The organism is Sphingopyxis sp. KK2 (genome assembly GCF_001990265.1).
Classification (GTDB): Bacteria; Pseudomonadota; Alphaproteobacteria; order Sphingomonadales; family Sphingomonadaceae; genus Sphingopyxis.
In genome coordinates this window covers 23447-38947 of record NZ_LYVN01000012.1, presented here as the reverse complement: position 1 = coordinate 38947, position 15501 = coordinate 23447, and the positions used below count along the sequence as shown (strand labels likewise).

The 15501-nt window shown below is 61.9% G+C and carries 19 protein-coding genes; 12 read left to right on the top strand and 7 right to left on the bottom strand.

Annotated features, from left to right (window positions below; genetic code table 11):
* The first annotated feature begins 6 nt into the window (after positions 1 to 6).
* The 7 genes from arsC (at position 7) to B1A78_RS03500 (ending at position 4969) form a co-directional block, all read left to right on the top strand.
* The gene (gene arsC, locus B1A78_RS03530) at positions 7 to 435 is read left to right on the top strand and encodes an arsenate reductase (glutaredoxin) (protein ID WP_077145627.1); all 429 of its coding nucleotides are present in this window, start codon (positions 7 to 9) and stop codon (positions 433 to 435) included.
* Between the two features lie 12 nt (positions 436 to 447).
* A complete protein-coding gene (gene arsB / locus B1A78_RS03525; RefSeq protein WP_372236863.1) occupies positions 448 to 1503 on the top strand; it encodes an ACR3 family arsenite efflux transporter in 1056 nt (351 codons plus the stop codon).
* Between the two features lie 2 nt (positions 1504 to 1505).
* Entirely contained in the window at positions 1506 to 2261 is a 756-nt protein-coding gene (gene arsH, locus B1A78_RS03520) for an arsenical resistance protein ArsH (protein ID WP_077145625.1), read from the top strand.
* 195 nt (positions 2262 to 2456) lie between these two features.
* Entirely contained in the window at positions 2457 to 3110 is a 654-nt protein-coding gene (locus B1A78_RS03515) for a cytochrome b/b6 domain-containing protein (protein WP_077145624.1), read from the top strand.
* A gap of 3 nt (positions 3111 to 3113) precedes the next feature.
* Entirely contained in the window at positions 3114 to 3653 is a 540-nt protein-coding gene (locus tag B1A78_RS03510) for a helix-turn-helix transcriptional regulator (RefSeq protein ID WP_077145623.1), read from the top strand.
* Positions 3650 to 4342 carry a VIT family protein gene (locus B1A78_RS03505; RefSeq protein ID WP_077145622.1) on the top strand — a complete coding sequence of 231 codons (693 nt, stop codon included), beginning with the start codon at positions 3650 to 3652 and terminating at the stop codon, positions 4340 to 4342. Before B1A78_RS03510 ends, B1A78_RS03505 begins: the two co-directional genes overlap by 4 nt.
* Positions 4343 to 4360: 18 nt before the next feature.
* Positions 4361 to 4969 (top strand): LysE family translocator, encoded by a 609-nt coding sequence (locus B1A78_RS03500; protein ID WP_077145621.1) that lies wholly within the window; start codon positions 4361 to 4363, stop codon positions 4967 to 4969.
* A 109-nt stretch (positions 4970 to 5078) separates the two neighbouring features.
* On the opposite strand, the gene B1A78_RS03495 is transcribed toward B1A78_RS03500, so the two are convergent.
* The 4 genes from B1A78_RS03495 to B1A78_RS03480 form a co-directional block, all read right to left on the bottom strand.
* On the bottom strand, positions 5079 to 5732 hold the full coding sequence (locus B1A78_RS03495) for a glutathione S-transferase family protein (protein ID WP_077145620.1): 654 nt from the start codon (positions 5730 to 5732) through the stop codon (positions 5079 to 5081).
* A complete protein-coding gene (locus B1A78_RS03490) occupies positions 5729 to 6202 on the bottom strand; it encodes an SRPBCC domain-containing protein (RefSeq protein WP_077145619.1) in 474 nt (157 codons plus the stop codon). The genes B1A78_RS03495 and B1A78_RS03490 overlap by 4 nt, the downstream gene beginning before the upstream one ends.
* Complete coding sequence (locus B1A78_RS03485; protein WP_077145618.1) at positions 6199 to 6546, bottom strand: helix-turn-helix transcriptional regulator; 348 nt, start codon at positions 6544 to 6546, stop codon at positions 6199 to 6201. Before B1A78_RS03485 ends, B1A78_RS03490 begins: the two co-directional genes overlap by 4 nt.
* 351 nt (positions 6547 to 6897) lie before the next feature.
* The gene (locus B1A78_RS03480; protein ID WP_077145617.1) at positions 6898 to 7563 is read right to left on the bottom strand and encodes a hypothetical protein; all 666 of its coding nucleotides are present in this window, start codon (positions 7561 to 7563) and stop codon (positions 6898 to 6900) included.
* 341 nt (positions 7564 to 7904) lie between these two features.
* On the opposite strand from B1A78_RS03480, the gene B1A78_RS03475 reads away from it, so the two are divergent.
* Positions 7905 to 8459, top strand: a complete 555-nt coding sequence (locus B1A78_RS03475; protein ID WP_077145616.1) for a type 1 glutamine amidotransferase domain-containing protein — start codon at positions 7905 to 7907, stop codon at positions 8457 to 8459.
* Positions 8460 to 8657: 198 nt separating this feature from the next.
* On the opposite strand, the gene B1A78_RS03470 is transcribed toward B1A78_RS03475, so the two are convergent.
* Together B1A78_RS03470 and B1A78_RS03465 are read right to left on the bottom strand one after the other, a co-directional pair.
* Entirely contained in the window at positions 8658 to 9248 is a 591-nt protein-coding gene (locus B1A78_RS03470) for an alpha-ketoglutarate-dependent dioxygenase AlkB (RefSeq protein WP_077145615.1), read from the bottom strand.
* Positions 9245 to 9682 carry an SOS response-associated peptidase family protein gene (locus tag B1A78_RS03465; protein WP_256837448.1) on the bottom strand — a complete coding sequence of 146 codons (438 nt, stop codon included), beginning with the start codon at positions 9680 to 9682 and terminating at the stop codon, positions 9245 to 9247. The genes B1A78_RS03470 and B1A78_RS03465 overlap by 4 nt, the downstream gene beginning before the upstream one ends.
* 139 nt (positions 9683 to 9821) lie before the next feature.
* Here B1A78_RS03465 and B1A78_RS03460 point away from each other — a divergent pair, with 139 nt between their 5' ends.
* A complete protein-coding gene (locus B1A78_RS03460) occupies positions 9822 to 10409 on the top strand; it encodes an SOS response-associated peptidase family protein (protein ID WP_077145614.1) in 588 nt (195 codons plus the stop codon).
* On the opposite strand, the gene B1A78_RS03455 is transcribed toward B1A78_RS03460, so the two are convergent.
* A complete protein-coding gene (locus B1A78_RS03455; protein WP_077145613.1) occupies positions 10383 to 12068 on the bottom strand; it encodes a PAS domain-containing protein in 1686 nt (561 codons plus the stop codon). The two genes, B1A78_RS03460 and B1A78_RS03455, sit on opposite strands and share 27 nt — an antisense overlap.
* Positions 12069 to 12402: 334 nt before the next feature.
* On the opposite strand from B1A78_RS03455, the gene B1A78_RS03450 reads away from it, so the two are divergent.
* From B1A78_RS03450 to B1A78_RS03440, 3 genes are all read left to right on the top strand, one after another.
* On the top strand, positions 12403 to 13230 hold the full coding sequence (locus B1A78_RS03450) for a hemerythrin domain-containing protein (protein ID WP_256837447.1): 828 nt from the start codon (positions 12403 to 12405) through the stop codon (positions 13228 to 13230).
* Between the two features lie 500 nt (positions 13231 to 13730).
* Positions 13731 to 13928 carry a hypothetical protein gene (locus B1A78_RS03445; protein ID WP_306171642.1) on the top strand — a complete coding sequence of 66 codons (198 nt, stop codon included), beginning with the start codon at positions 13731 to 13733 and terminating at the stop codon, positions 13926 to 13928.
* Positions 13929 to 14610: 682 nt separating this feature from the next.
* Positions 14611 to 15474 carry a phytanoyl-CoA dioxygenase family protein gene (locus tag B1A78_RS03440; protein ID WP_077145612.1) on the top strand — a complete coding sequence of 288 codons (864 nt, stop codon included), beginning with the start codon at positions 14611 to 14613 and terminating at the stop codon, positions 15472 to 15474.
* Positions 15475 to 15501 lie beyond the last annotated feature (27 nt).

Below are 15501 nucleotides of genomic sequence, written 5' to 3'. Positions count from 1 at the left end.
AAGGCCGTGACCGATATCATCATCTATCACAATCCCGACTGCGGCACGTCGCGCAACACCCTCGGGCTGATCCGCAACGCCGGGATCGAACCACACGTCGTCGAATATCTGAAGACGCCGCCATCTCGCGTCCTGCTCGAACAGCTGATCGCGCGCGCCGGGCTGACGCCCCGCGATCTTCTTCGCGAAAAAGGCACCCCCTATGCCGAACTCGGCCTTGAAGATCCGGCGCTCGGCGATGCCGAACTCATCGATGCGATGATGGCGCATCCGGTCCTGATCAACCGCCCGCTCGTTGTCTCACCGCTCGGGGTCAGGCTCTGTCGACCCTCAGAGGCCGTGCTCGACATCCTTCCGGCCACGCAGCTCGGCGTCTTTAGTAGGGAGGACGGCCAGCCCGTCGTCGACGCCGCCGGCAATCGCGTCGGCGATTAAGCGATGGCTGAGATCAAGAAGGAACGGCTGTCGTTCCTCGACCGCTACCTGATGCTCTGGATTTTCCTCGCGATGGCGCTGGGCGTACTCTTGGGCACGATATTCGAAGGTCTGCCCGGCGCGATCGACGCCCTGTCGGTGGGAACGACCAATATCCCGATCGCGATCGGGCTGATCCTCATGATGTACCCGCCGCTCGCCCGCGTTCGCTATGACGAACTCCCGCGCGTGTTCGACGACAGGCGCGTGCTCGCCATCTCGCTCATCCAGAACTGGATCATCGGTCCGGTGCTGATGTTCACGCTGGCAGTCATCTTCCTCTCAGACAAGCCCGAGTATATGACTGGCCTAATCCTGATCGGCCTCGCGCGCTGCATCGCGATGGTGATCGTGTGGAACCAGCTCGCCAAGGGCGACAATCAATATGTCGCGGCACTGGTCGCCTTCAACTCGATCTTCCAGATCCTCTTCTTCAGCGTCTACGCCTGGTTCTTCCTCGCGGTGCTCCCGCCGCTGTTCGGGCTAGAAGGCAGCGTCATCGACGTAAACTTCTGGACGATCGCGGAAGCGGTGCTCGTCTATCTCGGCATCCCGTTCCTCGCCGGATATGTGACGCGCAATATCCTCACCCGCACGAAGGGCAACGACTGGTACGAGAACCGCTTCCTGCCCAAGATCGCGCCGATCACGCTCGTCGCGCTGCTGTTCACCATCGTCGCCATGTTCAGCCTGAAGGGTGGTGAGATCGTGACGATCCCTGGCGACGTGGTCCGCATCGCGATCCCGCTTACGATCTATTTCGTTGTCCAGTTCCTTATCAGCTTCTGGATGGGCAAGCTCATCGAGGCCGATTACCCGCGCACGACTGCGGTCGCCTTCACCGCTGCGGGCAACAATTTCGAGCTCGCGATCGCGGTCGCGATTGCCGCCTTCGGCCTCGCCTCGCCCGTCGCCTTCGCGGCAGTGATCGGCCCGCTCGTCGAGGTTCCCGTCCTCATCCTCCTCGTCGGCGTGGCATTTCGCCTCGGGCACCGCTGGTTTCCCGCAAGCACTCCGTCGGAAGCATGACCATGACAGACCCAACCCTCACGCGCCTGCGCGCGCTTGTCGACACCGACCATTTTCCGGCGCTCAGCCCCGAATATCTGCGCCGGCAGCCGGCCCTCGGTCTCGGCCCTCTCCATCCGGCACCGCGCATCCTGCTCCTCTACGGTAGCTTGCGCGAGCGCTCCTACTCCCGGCTCGTCGTCGAGGAAACCGCGCGACTGCTGCAGCTCTTCGGCTGCGAGACACGCATATTCGATCCGTCTGACCTGCCGCTGCCCGACCAGGTCGCAGACGACGATCATCCGGCGGTCGAGGAACTGAGGCAGCATTCGCTCTGGTCCGAAGGGCAAGTCTGGTGCAGCCCAGAGCGTCACGGACAGATCACCGGGATCATGAAGGCCCAGATCGACCATCTGCCGCTCGCCTACAAGGGCCTCCGCCCGACGCAGGGTCGGACGCTCGCTGTGATGCAGGTGTCCGCAGGGTCGCAATCCTTCAACAGCGTCAACACGCTGCGCATCCTCGGACGCTGGATACGGATGATCACCATTCCCAACCAGTCGAGCGTCGCCAAGGCCTATCAGGAGTTTGACGAGGCCGGCCGGATGCTGCCATCGAGCTACTATGACCGGATCGTCGACGTCGCCGAAGAGCTGGCGCGTTTCACCGTCCTGACGCGTGGCCATGCCGACCAGCTCGTGGACCGCTATTCGGAACGGAAGGACCGGAACGAACCTGTCGTCACGCCAGCCGAACTCGCCGGAATTCCGGGAGCGTAACGCCGGAAGTGGCCGAGAGGCGACGGTCGGATTTGAAGAGCCATAGGCGTGAATGGGACAAAATGTCGCCGATTTGTAGCGCCCAATGACTCTCTCGACATAAGCAGATGCTTATGCCTGCGCTCATAAGCGGTTCGCCGATGGCCAAGCGACTTTAACGATGGTCACATCCTCCCAATAGCGAAGGAAAAGATCATGACTTACTCGCCCCGTTTCGATGCCGAAGAATTTGCCGACAGACCTGTTCGCTCGCGTCGTAGCTGGGACCCTGTCGTGAAAATAACCCACTGGTCGATCGTTACCGCCATCATCGCCAACGCGCTATTCACCGAAGAAGGGTCGGGCGTGCATATCTGGGTCGGCTATGCACTGGCCGCCATCCTCGCTCTTCGCCTGCTGTGGGGAATGATAGGACCGCCCGAAGCTCGCTACTCGGCCTTTCCCCCGAGCCCCCGCCGGGCACTCGCCCACCTGCGCGATATCAGGGTCGGCAAAAAGGAGGTTCATCGCTCGCACAACCCGCTCGGCGCGCTGATGGTCTATGCAATCTGGAGCATGCTCGGCGTCATCATCGCCAGCGGCATAGCTATGGGGGAGCCTCCTTCGACGGCTTTTCTCGATCGAGCCGCGCTGTCAGGCGAGGTCAGCCGGCAACTGGCCGTAGAACAGGGCGATCATGACGACGATGATGAGGGCGAAGGCGGCGAGGACGGCGTGTGGGAGGAAGTCCACGAAACGGCCGTCAATCTGCTCTACATTCTCATCGCACTGCATATCGCCGGGGTGGCCTTCGAGACGCGCCGCAGTGGCCGGGAAATCCTGTTGGCTATGTTGCCCGGCCGCGCGTAAACATTGGCCATGCAGGAACGAAGAAGATCGCTGGAACGCCGGGCGGTCGCGACCACCTTTTTGGTGATCCTCCAGACCCTGGCGACCATTTTCTTCATCGCCGACGTCGCTGGCGACATCCTGGACGATGGCTGGAGCATGCACCTGCTCGTCGAAACCGGCGCGACCGTCGCGCTTCTTGCCGGGGTCGGCTTCGGCGCTCTCCAGCTGCGCTGGCTGATCCTTCGCGCGCGACTTGACGAGACGGCGGTCGCGGCGGCGCGCGGCGCCATGTCGGACCTTGTCCGGCAGCGGTTTCTCGACTGGCAACTGACTGCCGCCGAGGCGGATGTCGCGCTCTTCGCGCTCAAGGGCTTCGATGCCGCCGAGATTGCGCACCTCCGCGGCGCGGCGTCGGGGACGATCCGGGCGCAACTCGCGCGTATCTACGCCAAGGCCGGAGTCCATTCGCAAGTCGGCCTGATGGCCCTGATGGTCGAAGACCTTGTCGACGGCGATGCGATCGAACCGGCCGGAGCCAAACTGCAGGGGAACAATGGATGAGAAGCCACCGCGAAAGCCATCTTGTGTCGCGCATCGGCTGGCTGCGAGCCGCCGTGCTCGGTGCCAATGACGGCATCGTTTCGACCGCAAGCCTCATCATGGGCGTCGCCGCATCGGGCGCCCCGCGCTCTGCGATTCTCGTCTCGGGAATTGCCGGGCTTGTCGCGGGCGCGATGTCGATGGCCGCCGGAGAATATGTGTCGGTGAGCTCGCAGTCGGACACCGAGCGATCGGACCTCGAACGCGAACGGCTCGAGCTGGCCACAGACCCGGAGGCTGAACTTGAGGAACTTGCCGGCATCTATCGAGCACGGGGCGTCGATGCCGATGTCGCCAGAACCGTCGCCACTCAGATGACGGCGTTCGATGCGCTCAGCACCCACGCCCGCGACGAACTCCATATCACCGACATGACAGCGGCGCGGCCGATCACTGCAGCGTTCACCTCGGCCGGGACCTTCACACTGGGCGCCCTGCTCCCTGTGCTGGCGGCAGCGATGCTCCCACACGACTGGCTTGTGCCCGGCGAGGCGGTTGCATCGCTCCTCTTTCTTGCTCTGCTCGGATGGGTTGGGGCAACGGCGGGAGGATCGAGGCCGTTGAAGCCTGTCGCGCGCGTCGTCTTCTGGGGAGCTCTCGCCATGGCGCTGACGGCAGGAATCGGGCGACTGGTCGGAACTGCCGTCTAACCGCGAGGGAATAGGCGCTTGGACATTATCGGGTTTGCGCTTGCGGTGCTGCTGATAGAGTTGACGCCCGGCCCGAACATGGCCTGGCTCGCCGGGCTTGCCGCCATCGAAGGCCGGCGTTGCGGCCTGCCTGCCGTCGCAGGCGTCGCGCTGGGACTGCTCGCGAACGGCGTTCTGGCAGCCTTGGGGCTGGCGGCATTGCTGCAAGCCGCCCCGGAACTCTGGAACATCCTTCGCTTCGCGGGCGCAGCAATGATGCTGTGGCTCGCTATCGAAGCCTGGCACGGCACGGGCGATGGATCTCAAGCGATCCGGCCGCAGAGTGCGCCTCGCCGCGCCTTTGCTACCGGAGCCTTGATCAATCTCCTCAACCCCAAGGCCTATATCTTCTTCCTCGTGGTGGCCCCGCAGTTCCTTAATGGCGAGGCGCTCGGCATTCGTAATGCGCTGATCCTGTCGTTGATCAGCGTCGCCATCGCAACATCCATCCACCTGTCGATCGTTATCGCGGGAAGCTGGGCACATGACTGGCTATCCGACCCGCGGCGTACCAAGGCCGTTCGCCGCGTGTTTGCGGCAATCATGCTGGCTGTCGCGGTATCATTCCTTCTAGCCGATTTTGGTTAAAAGCGATCTCGGTGCGAATGCTCTGAACAACTGGGTCTGGCCGTTTGCGGTCGGTCGGCTTTACAGCGATACATTTCGCGAGCGGACATTCGACGACCTGTCCTGCCCTCTAGTCGCGGTCCGGCGCTCCCAGAGGAAAATAGTGTCGGAAGCCGCGCGCCTCGTCGATCGCGCGTGCGAACGACGGCCGTCCTAGCAGCCGTGCACGATAGGCTGCGAGATGTTCGAATTGCTCCGGAATGCGGTGCGTCCAATCAGCATAAAAGAGTGAGGGCGCGGCGGCGCAATCGGCAAGGGTGAAGTGATCACCGACGGCCCAGGTGCGGCCGTTCATTCTTCGATCTAGCCAAGCATAGCTGGTATCCAGCATTTTGCGGGCTTCCTCGACACCGAAGGGATCCCGGCTTTCGGCGGGCCGAAGCGCGTCGAACACAAATTTTCCTTGGGGTGTCATGACATAATTGTCGAAAAAGCGGTCAAGCATCCGCGCTTCGACGGCAAGATCCGGATCTTCGGGGATCAACTTCACCGGTCCCGGATGATGAAGATGCAGATATTCGATGATGATGGTCGTTTCGATCACGGTGCGATCGTGCTCGCGCAATATCGGAAAGCGCTTCATCGGCCACAGCGATGCGAGTTCTTCCCCGACGCCAGAATCCTCCATCATCCGGTAGGTGAAGGGGATGTCATTCTCGTAAAAGGCGATGAGTGCTTTCTGGCAATAGGACGAGAACGGGTGCGCAAAAAGTTCGAGTGTCATGCAAAGGCCCTCGCTTCACGGCCTTCGATGACGGCGACCAGATTATCGACATGCCAGGCGGTGCCATGCTCGCGGCCGCTCACAGCATTCATGCCGCCAGAAAAATAGGAAGCCTGTTCGGTATGGAGCAGGCGCGTCTGGGTGCCTTCAGCCCTGAGCTCAAGAGTCTGCAGGGAGACAGACAATTTGTCGCCATCATGGAATAGATCGTAGACGAGCACGATCCGTTCATTTTCGACAATGTCGTGATAGACCGCTTGGAAGTCAGTGACGAGACCGCTCGGCCAACGGGCATGAAAACGTTCTTTTCCGCCGACCCGGAAGTCGAGCTCGCGATCCAGCGTCTCAATATCGGAGGGCGCCTTGAACCACGCGCTCCTAGCTTCAAGACTTTTGTAGGCGGCGAACACACGCTCGGGCTTGGCATTCAGCACCCGCTCGATCGTGAAGGAGGCGTTGGTAACAGTCATTCGTCATTCTCCTTGGGCGCACTATCAGCCAAATAGGCCTCAAGCTGGTCATATTGCTGCTGCCAGAAGCGTTTGCGCTCGGCGATCCAACGCTCGACATTGGCCATCGCGCTCATTTCGAGCGTGCAGGTACGAACGCGTCCCACCTTCTCGCTTTTCACGAGGCCCGCTTCTTCGAGTATCTTCAGGTGCTGAACGACCGCCGATAAGGTCATGGGCATCGGTCGGGCAAGATCACTTACCGAGGTGGGTCCGCGGCTCAGGCGATCGACCATTGCCCTGCGCCCCGCATCGGACAGAGCGTGAAAAATGAGGTCCAGCGGTTTGGCATCATACTGAAGCATATGCTAAACTGATACCGCAAGAATTTCGTTAGTCAAGCATATGCTTAAGTGTCATAGTTTTGCTCGTGGTGCAAAATGGGATGGACCCGCACGGCCTTTGAGAGTTGGATCATGCCCCGATCTACTCCGTCATGGCGCGCGCAGCATTATGAAGCTGAGCCCGTGGCGCGGCTCCGTTTGGCCGATTGCGGACATTGCGCTTTTAATAGTTCGACCGGATCCCTGTCGCTCTGCGCGTAGTTCGAACGTCTGATTTCGGGCGCCAAGCGGTCGCTGCCTCGGTCCAGACTTTCCTAAGGCCACGTTTGTGGCATCAGTGACATTCGGTCTCGGCTGCCGACCGGGGAGAGATCAAGGGACTAGGGTGCACCGTCCATCATGCGCCTTCGCCACCAGATCATTAGCCATCACCCGGGCATCAAAAAACGCGCGCGCTAGTTTCAGGCTACGCATCCGTAGCCTAGATATCCCGGCGCCTTTCACTGTGACTTCGATCCAAACCGGCTGTCCGTTCAACATGCTTCGCTCCAGTTGGCTACCAGGTTCGGCAACAATGAGAGGGTTCGGCTGCCGCCAGTTCGCCGGCTGCTGGTCACGCCAGTCCAGAAGGACCGTGTTCACTTCGTCCACAATGCGCAGCCGCTCGACAGGAATCGGGTCAGGCGGATCGATCTCTTCATACAGGTCATGAAGCGAAGCATCGTCTGCGTTTTCGGCCACAAGACTGATACTGGCCTTTGGATTGTCGTTTGCTTCCGCAGCAGCCGTCAAGGTGAGGCTCAACCGCACCATGTCATTATGCGGCGTGAACATATATTCGGTGGCATTGTACGAGGCGACGCCGCCGTACCGCGCGGAAGAGCGTGAGTGCACGAAATTGCCTCTTTTCTCGTACAGGCATTGCTGGGTTTGCTGATTTTGCGCCTGCGCCGTGCTTGATGCGACGCCCCCGGCCACCAGCAAGCTCGCCAGAGCGGTGGTCTGAACGGCACGTCGGCCAAACCCTGTCAGTCGCATGAGCCCCCCTCGGCCGAGCCGGAATCGAATTCCTCAAATTTCTTTCGATTATCACGATAAGATATTCGGTTCCTTTGCGCGTCAATGTCCCGCTTCAGATCCCGAGAATTTTCCTGCTTCACAAGCAGTCCCACCCGGGTTCTTCCACCTGGATGGGGCTTTCAGGACGTCGCGGTAGCGACAGGAATGGCATGTTCCGTCAAAGCGCTTTCGACAGGTCAGGGCAAACGTCCTGAAGCCAATCCAGCATCTGCTCAGATCGAACGCGGGGCGTTCTGCCGTGGACGCCGCAACATCTCCCGCCGCCGCGCATTGTCGAAAGACATCAAGGAGACAATCAGATGGCCAATCCCCTCGACACGCGCCGCATTCTCATCATGGCGACCGACGGCTTCGAACAATCCGAACTCGAAGTGCCCCTCAAGCGGCTTCAGGATGCGGGCGCCGAAATCGACATCGCCTCGCTCGAGACCGGCGACATCACCGGCTGGGACGAAGACGATTGGGGCGATGAGATCGAAGTCGATCTGCTGATCGCAGATGCCAAGGCAGAGGATTATGACGCCCTTGTTCTTCCGGGCGGCCAGATCAATCCCGACCTGCTGCGTGTCGACGACAAGGCGATCGCGCTGATCAAGGCCTTTGCCGACGCCGGCAAGCCCGTTGCCGCGATCTGCCACGCGCCCTGGCTGCTCGTCGAAGCCGGTCTCGCCAAGGGCAGGAAAATGACGAGCTATAAGTCGATCCGCACCGATGTCGCCAATGCCGGCGCCGAGGTGGTCGACGAGGAAGTGGTTGTCGACGGCAACATCATCACGAGCCGCTGCCCCGACGATCTCCCGGCCTTCTGCGACGCGATCATCGACGCGCTCGGGCCGGTCGATGCCCACACCTAACGACGGCATTCCGGGACAAGAAAAGGGTGGAAGTTAGTCCGGGCCGCGCGAGAGCGCGGCCCGGTGGGAAGCACTCAAACCATTATCGTTTTGAAGCTCGCCGGGAATACCCGGATACCCCTTATCCGGTTCCCGGCGACACGATATTTTGTTTGGGCGCATGATCTTAGGCGCAAACATCGGCTCAAAACGCTTAGGCTAGCGCAGGCTCCGGAACGTCACCGACCAGCGGGGTGCCGGCATATCGACAATACTGTGCTCCCAATCCGTTCGCGCTTCGCAGTCCAGATGATAGATCGACCGCGGCGCGAGCGGCACCGAGACCCGCTCGAAACGCGAGCCTATCCGCCGCCGGAACCGCATCGCCGCCTCGGCCCCCAGCGAAATGCCGACGACATGCTCGAACACCGGGCGATCCTTGTGCCAGCCGATCCCGGCGCCGACGCCATATTCGATGACGAGCGCCTGCACGAGATCGCCAGACGCGAGCCCCGCGAACGCGGCCGCGCGCTCGCGCAGCGGCAAGAGCCAGGCGGGAATCGGGTCCGACGGCGCAAAGCGCCCGGTCTGAAAATCATAAGTCCAGCCGAACGAGCGCGTGAGCCTCTTGCCTTCCCATTGCTGGAACTGGAACGGCGTCAGTCCGGCGGCACCGATCCGCTCGATCAGCACAGTCTCTTCAGCCATATCAAGAACATCATCGGCGTAGTTCAATCCCGGCAGCAGCGGCGCGCCGAACAGATCGGCGGGCTGCAGCGTGACCTTCGCCCGCGCGGCGCGCGACCTCATAGCGCGAACTCGGTCTGCGCCTTCAGCGGTTCGACGAAGAAGCTGTGGCGCGGCGGTTCCTCGAACAGCACCTCGTTCGGGATGCTCCCGTCGAGCCACCCCATAACGTCGCGCCGCTGGACGATAACCCCGTGGCGCGACTGATAGGGTATGACATCGGCACCCGCCGGGATGGTGAGAATGCGATAGGAGAGCGGCCAGTCGGCGAGCGGCGGGTCCCAGATCGCAGCAAGGTAGAAGAAATTGCCGCTGTCGAGCGTCACCCGGTAGCGATGATCGCCCGTCCCCATCCGGAATTCCGACGCGGGGATCAGGCAGCGGCGCATCGGAAAGGCGCGGCCTTCCGAGCGGACAAAGCGATAGTTGATGCCGTCGGAGAAGCGCGGGTCGCTGCCCCAAACCGCCTCGACCATTTCGATCTCGCTTTCATCCACGGGATTGCGTCTTATGAGCGCACGGCAGCCGTCCGCGGACTCGGGGTCGAAAGGGGTTGGCGCGCCGCTCATAGTTGGAACATAATGGGAACGATACTGAGTCGCAAGCGCGGCCAAGGGCGACAGGGAATGCGCACGCATGTGCAATGATTACAGGTTGGAAGTCGATATCGCCTCGATCGCCGAGGATTTCGATGACCTCCAGATCAAGATCAGGATGCCCGAGGGCGCGCCGAACGTGCCGGCGCGAGAGGATGTCCGCATCACCGACATGGCGCCGATCGTGAAGAGCAGCGATGGCGACGCGATCGGCGAGCTCGTCAACCGGCGCTGGAGCTGGCCGGGTCAGGGCGGCAAGCCCGTCTACAACGTCCGCTCGGAAGGCCGCGATCTCGGCGACAAACGTTGCCTCGTCCTCTGTGACGGCTTCTACGAGTTCACAGACCCGACCGACAAGGCACAGAAGCGGCTTGATAAATGGCTCTTCACGCTGAAGGATCATCGCTGGTTCTGCATGGCGGGCATCTGGCGCGACGCCCATGTCGGCGAAGCGTTCAGTCTGCTGACGATGGAGGCAGGGCCCGACATCGCCGCCTATCATCACCGCCAGATCATTCCCCTGCCCCGCGACCGCTGGGCCGCCTGGCTCGATCCGCGCATCCCCGCGAGCGACATCTTGGGGTGCGCCCGAGCGCGGCACTCATTCCTCAGCGGCGCCAAAATCTGACGGTATACGTCGATCTCCGTCGGGCCCGGGCCTGGCGAGTGCCTGCGACACACGATCGAGCAGTTCGCCCTTCCGATAGGGTTTCCCGAGCACGTCGCGTCCTGAACGCCGGGGCTCCTCGGCAACAAGCTCCTCATTATAGCCGGTCGCCATCAGGACGGGCAGGTTCGGAGCAAGCCGGGCGATCGCGTCGGCAAGGGCGATCCCGTTCATCGTCCCCGGCATGACGATGTCGGTGAACAGGAGATCGAAGGGATCATCGCCCATGGCTTGTTTGAAGGCTGCCAGACCCGCGTCGCCATTCTCCGCCACGGTCACGCGGTACCCTGCACCCTCGAGATTCTCGCGAGCGAGTGTCCGTACATCGGCATTGTCCTCGACGAGCAGGATGTGCGCCGATCCGCGCACATCGGTCGGCGACGAGAGCGGCGCTACCTCGCTATTCTCCCCTTCGCCCGATAACGCGACGGGAAATAGCAAGCGCACGGTGGTGCCTACGCCCACCTTGCTCTCGATTTCCATCCGCCCCCGCGACTGCTGGACAAACCCCGTCGCCATGGCGAGCCCGAGGCCGGTTCCCTTACCCGTCGCCTTGGTCGTGAAAAACGGCTCGGCAGCACGGGCGATGACATGGTCTTCCATGCCCTCGCCTTCGTCGGCAAGTTCGATCGCGACATAGTCACCCGGTGTCAGGCCCCGCGCCGGCGCATCGCCATTAAGATGCAGTTTCGCGGTCGAAATCGTCAGCAGCCCGCCCGTCGGCATGGCGTCGCGCGCATTTAGCGCGACGTTGAGGATCGCCATCTCCAACTGCTCTGGGTCGAGCACCGCTTTCGGCAGGCCGCGCCGCAGCGACAGATGAAGCTCGACCCGGGTGCCGAGCGAGCTCTCGAGCATGTCGGCAAACGCGTGGATGCATTCGTTGACGTCGATGGCCCGCGGCGTGAGGCGCGTCTTGCGGGCGAAGGCGAGCAGCTGCCCGGTGAGTTTGGCGCCGCGTTCGGCGGCACCTTGTGCGCGCTCAAGATAGCTGCGCTGCTTTTCGTCATCGATCCGCGAGCCGAGCAATTCGAGATTGCCATTCACGACCTGGAGGAGGTTGTTGAAGTCATGCGCAAGCCCCGCGGTCAGCTGGCCGATGGCTTCCATCTTCTGCGCGTGCTGCGAGGCCTGTTCGCTCTCGCGACGCCGCGTAACGTCAAGCTGGCTGGCGAAAAAGTAGAGGAGCTTGCCGCTGGTGTCGTAGACGGGGCCGATGAACACCGCGTTCCAGAAGGGCGTCCCGTCCCGCTTGTAGTTGAGAATCTCTATGGCGATGGACTGGCGCCGCTCGACCGCATCGCGCAGCTCCGCTACACTATCGCGATCGGTCTGGGCGCCCTGCAGAAAGCGGCAGTTGCGGCCGAGGACTTCGGCCTCTTCATAGCCCGTCAGATCGAGGAAGGCCTTGTTGGCGAATGCGATGGGGTTGTCCGGCAGATTGGGATCGGTGAGGATCATCGGCATCCGCGTCATCTCGATCGCGGCGAAAAAGACACTTCCCCTTTCGTCGAGCCCGCCATGCGTGACCGTGGTGTCGCGGCGATGATCGCGGCCCGTCTCGCTCACCGGCGCCGCGGTTCCGACCGACCCAAGCGCCTTTCTGTCATCATCATGCACGGGCGTTCATGCCTTTCCGCCAATGGTTTGCCCGGATCGAACCCGGGCGGTAATGCATCGCACAATACCCGCAGCTAGCCATTTCGTTGCCGAGGACCGCGACGTCAAGGCGTGGTGAAATGCCTGTCCGAGGACAGATTGATCCGCCTCCCGCCCCCGAGCCGATGCGCCGCCCCGACTTTGCCTCTCCTGCATTCATGCAAAGAATTGCGCCGGTATCGAAGCTGGCAATGATGGGAATAGCGCATGATGCGATGGCCGATGGCATACTCGCACAGGCTAGGGGCCGGCGCTTATAGATTGACAATTTCCGGCGATATGGTGAGGCACCGACATGCCTGAAGGACCCACCCCACCTCCCGATTTTCTTGCCGACTGGCATAGCCTCGCGGCAGAATGCCTTGCCGGCGGTCGCCTGGGCGAACGGGAACTTCTCGATGCCGCCCGGCGACTGCTGCTTCCTGCCTCCCGCAAGGTCGACTGGCCAAAAGCCGGGGGCGAGTGCGGTGCGATCATCCGCGAGCGAGACTGGAGTGCATCGCCGGAGGAGCTCGATATGGCAGTCCGTACAAAGGTCCGCAGATCACCCGAAGCGGCAAAGGCTGCCGCCATTTCCGAAGCGAAAGCGATCGCCCCCGATCGCGCCGCGCGCATCGGCTCCACACCCGCGACGACGTTTCGCGGTGACCCGAACATTTTCGGGCGTCTCGTCGAAGACCATGACAAGCATCGGGCGCTGTTTGCGATGATCGAGGACACCGTCGGCAAGTCGCCCGACCGGGTCCGTCTTTTCAGCGAGCTAGTGCACGAAATCAAAGGCCATGCAGCCGCCGAAGAGCAGGCACTGTGGTCGACGGTGCTACGCAATCCCGAGACGACCGAGGATGCCCGTCATGCTGTCGCCGAGCATAAGGAAATCGACGACATGTTTGCCGATCTCGCCGCTCGTGACATGGCCTCGCCCGGATGGCTACGTCGTTTTGCGGCGACCAAGGAAAAATACCTCCATCACATTCGCGAAGAGGAACAGGAGCAGTTCGTCGCTGCGGAAAAACATCTGAGCCCCGCCGACATGCGGCATATGCGTAGCGTCTTCAATCGCCGAAAGAGCGCCGAGAAATCCGGTGCGGAAGTCGAACGGAAGATAAAGCTGAAAGCGTGACAGCGACCGCGTCGACGCTCTTCGGCCCCGCCACGAGCGACACTTGTCTTATCGTGGGCTCCGCGACCGGAACCGCGGTCTGCAAAGGATGAAAAAGATCGCGGTGGACGCATGTTTCAGCAACCTGATGCATTCGTGCTCTGCGTCGTCGCGCGCCGACGTCCATCCGATGATTTTGCAGTCGCTCGATTAATTTGGCGGAAGCCTCCGGCACGTCGCGCGCACCCGGTCTGCCGGCATTTTCAGGTGCAGGACATGTCAGGCTTCGGCCCCTGTCCTTACCGGTGGCCGCTTTTGCCGCGGGGACAAGGACGCTTTCCGGCTTCAAGCCGCGCGCCCGAATACGGCCAAGCTCCGCCCGGCCAAAGCCGAAAGTCCTCGTCCTGCGGTGGTCCGCCCCTGCCGATCCCGGTTCGAACATTCTCTGGGGCCCGGGAAGCCATCCCCACGAACATCGGCCGCCTGTTGCGCGACGCCGCCCGCCATGCTGTCATCGCCGCATGATGACGCCCGACAAGGAGCTATGGGCGTGCGCACTGCTGTTGGAGCAGGAGCATGGCGACACTGCCGCGCTTCACATTGCAGAACGCATCGCGATCCTCGCGGCCGCGAACGACGCTGCGGGCGTCGCACGCTGGAAAGCGATCGCCGACAAGCTCGCGCAGCTTTGGACCGGAGACCGTCCGTTGCCAATGTAGTCCTGACATGGTTCACCCCGGCTCGCGATAGACACCACAGGAGGCGAAGCCATGGCCGGTAGCGACGAAAATTCCGTCCAACTTTGGGGACGGTCGAAAGACGGGATCTGGCACTTCGTCCGCGTCGGCAATCGCGCCGCGATGGCCATAGTAGCCGGCGGCTTCGACGCGAGGGGCCGGTTCGCAGAATATAGGGTTCAGGATATCAGGAAAGCGTCCAGCGAGCAGCTGGAGGATGAGATCTGGGCCCGGGCGCAAAACCCGGCAGCTGCGCCCCCTGATCGAGCGTCTCGAAGCGGGCGGGATCGACCCCGAACTGGCCTGAGGACATGCCAGCGGTCCGCACGTTCGGGCCGTAGATCTACGTCGTGACGGCACGCCGCGCCGGATCTCCGATCTCAAAAGCGGCGCTGCCTCGCCAGCGGACGCTTTGGAACGGCGCCGCCCATATCGTTCCACCTGTCTCGAGACCGCCCAACTTGATCTGACCGGGCCGCGCGCGATTTCGATTTTACACCGCACATGTTTCGAGGGGTCGACTTTTACAAAACTATCGTTAGGATAATGTTTGGTGGGACGTGGGAGCACCGGCAAACGCACGGATTTCCGCATCGAAAAGCCTGACAGACATGATGTCGCGTCCATCATCGGGATCCGTTGATCGGGAAAGGATAACGCCTCAATGACTACCCTTACGAAAAGCGCAATCCGCTCGGTGCCGAGCACGGCCCCCATCGAGGACATCCTCGCGATTGTCGGGGAGGACGGCTGCGTCATCCTCAAAAACTACCTGACCTCCGACCAGGTTCGCGCCCTCAATGCCGACATCGAGCCATCGATGCAGGCCCTGTCGGTCGGGAGCAAGCATGACGAGGAGGGGATCAAGGAATTTCACGGCGCCAATACAAAGCGCCTGACCGACGTAACCCGGGCAAGCCGCACCTTCCGGGAGGAAATTCTCGATCATGACCTCTACCATGCGCTTGGTGACGCGATCTTTCTGAAGGAGTCCGGCACCTACTGGCTGGACACGTCGCAGGTCATCGAAATCGGCCCGAACAGCCCCGCCCAGATGTTGCATCGCGACCTCGGCGCGTGGCCGCCCTTCAAGGCGATGGGGCCTTCCGGGCCGGAGATCATCGTCAATTTCATCATCGCCCTCACCGATTTCACCGAGGAGAATGGCGCGACGCGCGTTATTCCCGGCAGCCACAAATGGGCCGATTTCGACGAACTCGGCTCGCATGAGATGTCGGTTCCGGTGGAAATGGAAGCCGGCGATGCCGTCTTCTTCAGCGGCAAAACGGTCCATGCCGGCGGTGCGAACCGGACCCGCGACGTTTATCGCCGCGGCATCACAATTCCTCTGGTTGTGGGATATCTGACCCCGGGAGACGCGCTACCGTTCCTTGCTGATCCTGCACTGGTTCGCGACCTTCCCGAGCGGGTCCAGCGGATACTTGGTTTCCGGTCGCAATATCCCGTCGGAACGTTCGGCGTGTGGATGGTGAACTTCACCGAGCTCGGCGATTTCCTGAAGAACTGACCGGACGAGGCCGTTCTCCATCGCGGC

Excerpts from the sequence above, each read along its gene's own strand:
- arsH (WP_077145625.1), top strand. The coding sequence starts at position 1,506 with ATGACAGACCCAACCCTCACGCGCCTGCGCGCGCTTGTCGACACCGAC.
- B1A78_RS03515 (WP_077145624.1), top strand. The coding sequence starts at position 2,457 with ATGACTTACTCGCCCCGTTTCGATGCCGAAGAATTTGCCGACAGACCT.
- B1A78_RS03505 (WP_077145622.1), top strand. The coding sequence starts at position 3,650 with ATGAGAAGCCACCGCGAAAGCCATCTTGTGTCGCGCATCGGCTGGCTG.
- B1A78_RS03495 (WP_077145620.1), bottom strand. The coding sequence starts at position 5,732 with ATGACACTCGAACTTTTTGCGCACCCGTTCTCGTCCTATTGCCAGAAA.
- B1A78_RS03490 (WP_077145619.1), bottom strand. The coding sequence starts at position 6,202 with ATGACTGTTACCAACGCCTCCTTCACGATCGAGCGGGTGCTGAATGCC.
- B1A78_RS03485 (WP_077145618.1), bottom strand. The coding sequence starts at position 6,546 with ATGCTTCAGTATGATGCCAAACCGCTGGACCTCATTTTTCACGCTCTG.
- B1A78_RS03480 (WP_077145617.1), bottom strand. The coding sequence starts at position 7,563 with ATGCGACTGACAGGGTTTGGCCGACGTGCCGTTCAGACCACCGCTCTG.
- B1A78_RS03475 (WP_077145616.1), top strand. The coding sequence starts at position 7,905 with ATGGCCAATCCCCTCGACACGCGCCGCATTCTCATCATGGCGACCGAC.
- B1A78_RS03470 (WP_077145615.1), bottom strand. The coding sequence starts at position 9,248 with ATGAGGTCGCGCGCCGCGCGGGCGAAGGTCACGCTGCAGCCCGCCGAT.
- B1A78_RS03460 (WP_077145614.1), top strand. The coding sequence starts at position 9,822 with ATGTGCAATGATTACAGGTTGGAAGTCGATATCGCCTCGATCGCCGAG.
- B1A78_RS03450 (WP_256837447.1), top strand. The coding sequence starts at position 12,403 with ATGCCTGAAGGACCCACCCCACCTCCCGATTTTCTTGCCGACTGGCAT.
- B1A78_RS03445 (WP_306171642.1), top strand. The coding sequence starts at position 13,731 with ATGATGACGCCCGACAAGGAGCTATGGGCGTGCGCACTGCTGTTGGAG.
- B1A78_RS03440 (WP_077145612.1), top strand. The coding sequence starts at position 14,611 with ATGACTACCCTTACGAAAAGCGCAATCCGCTCGGTGCCGAGCACGGCC.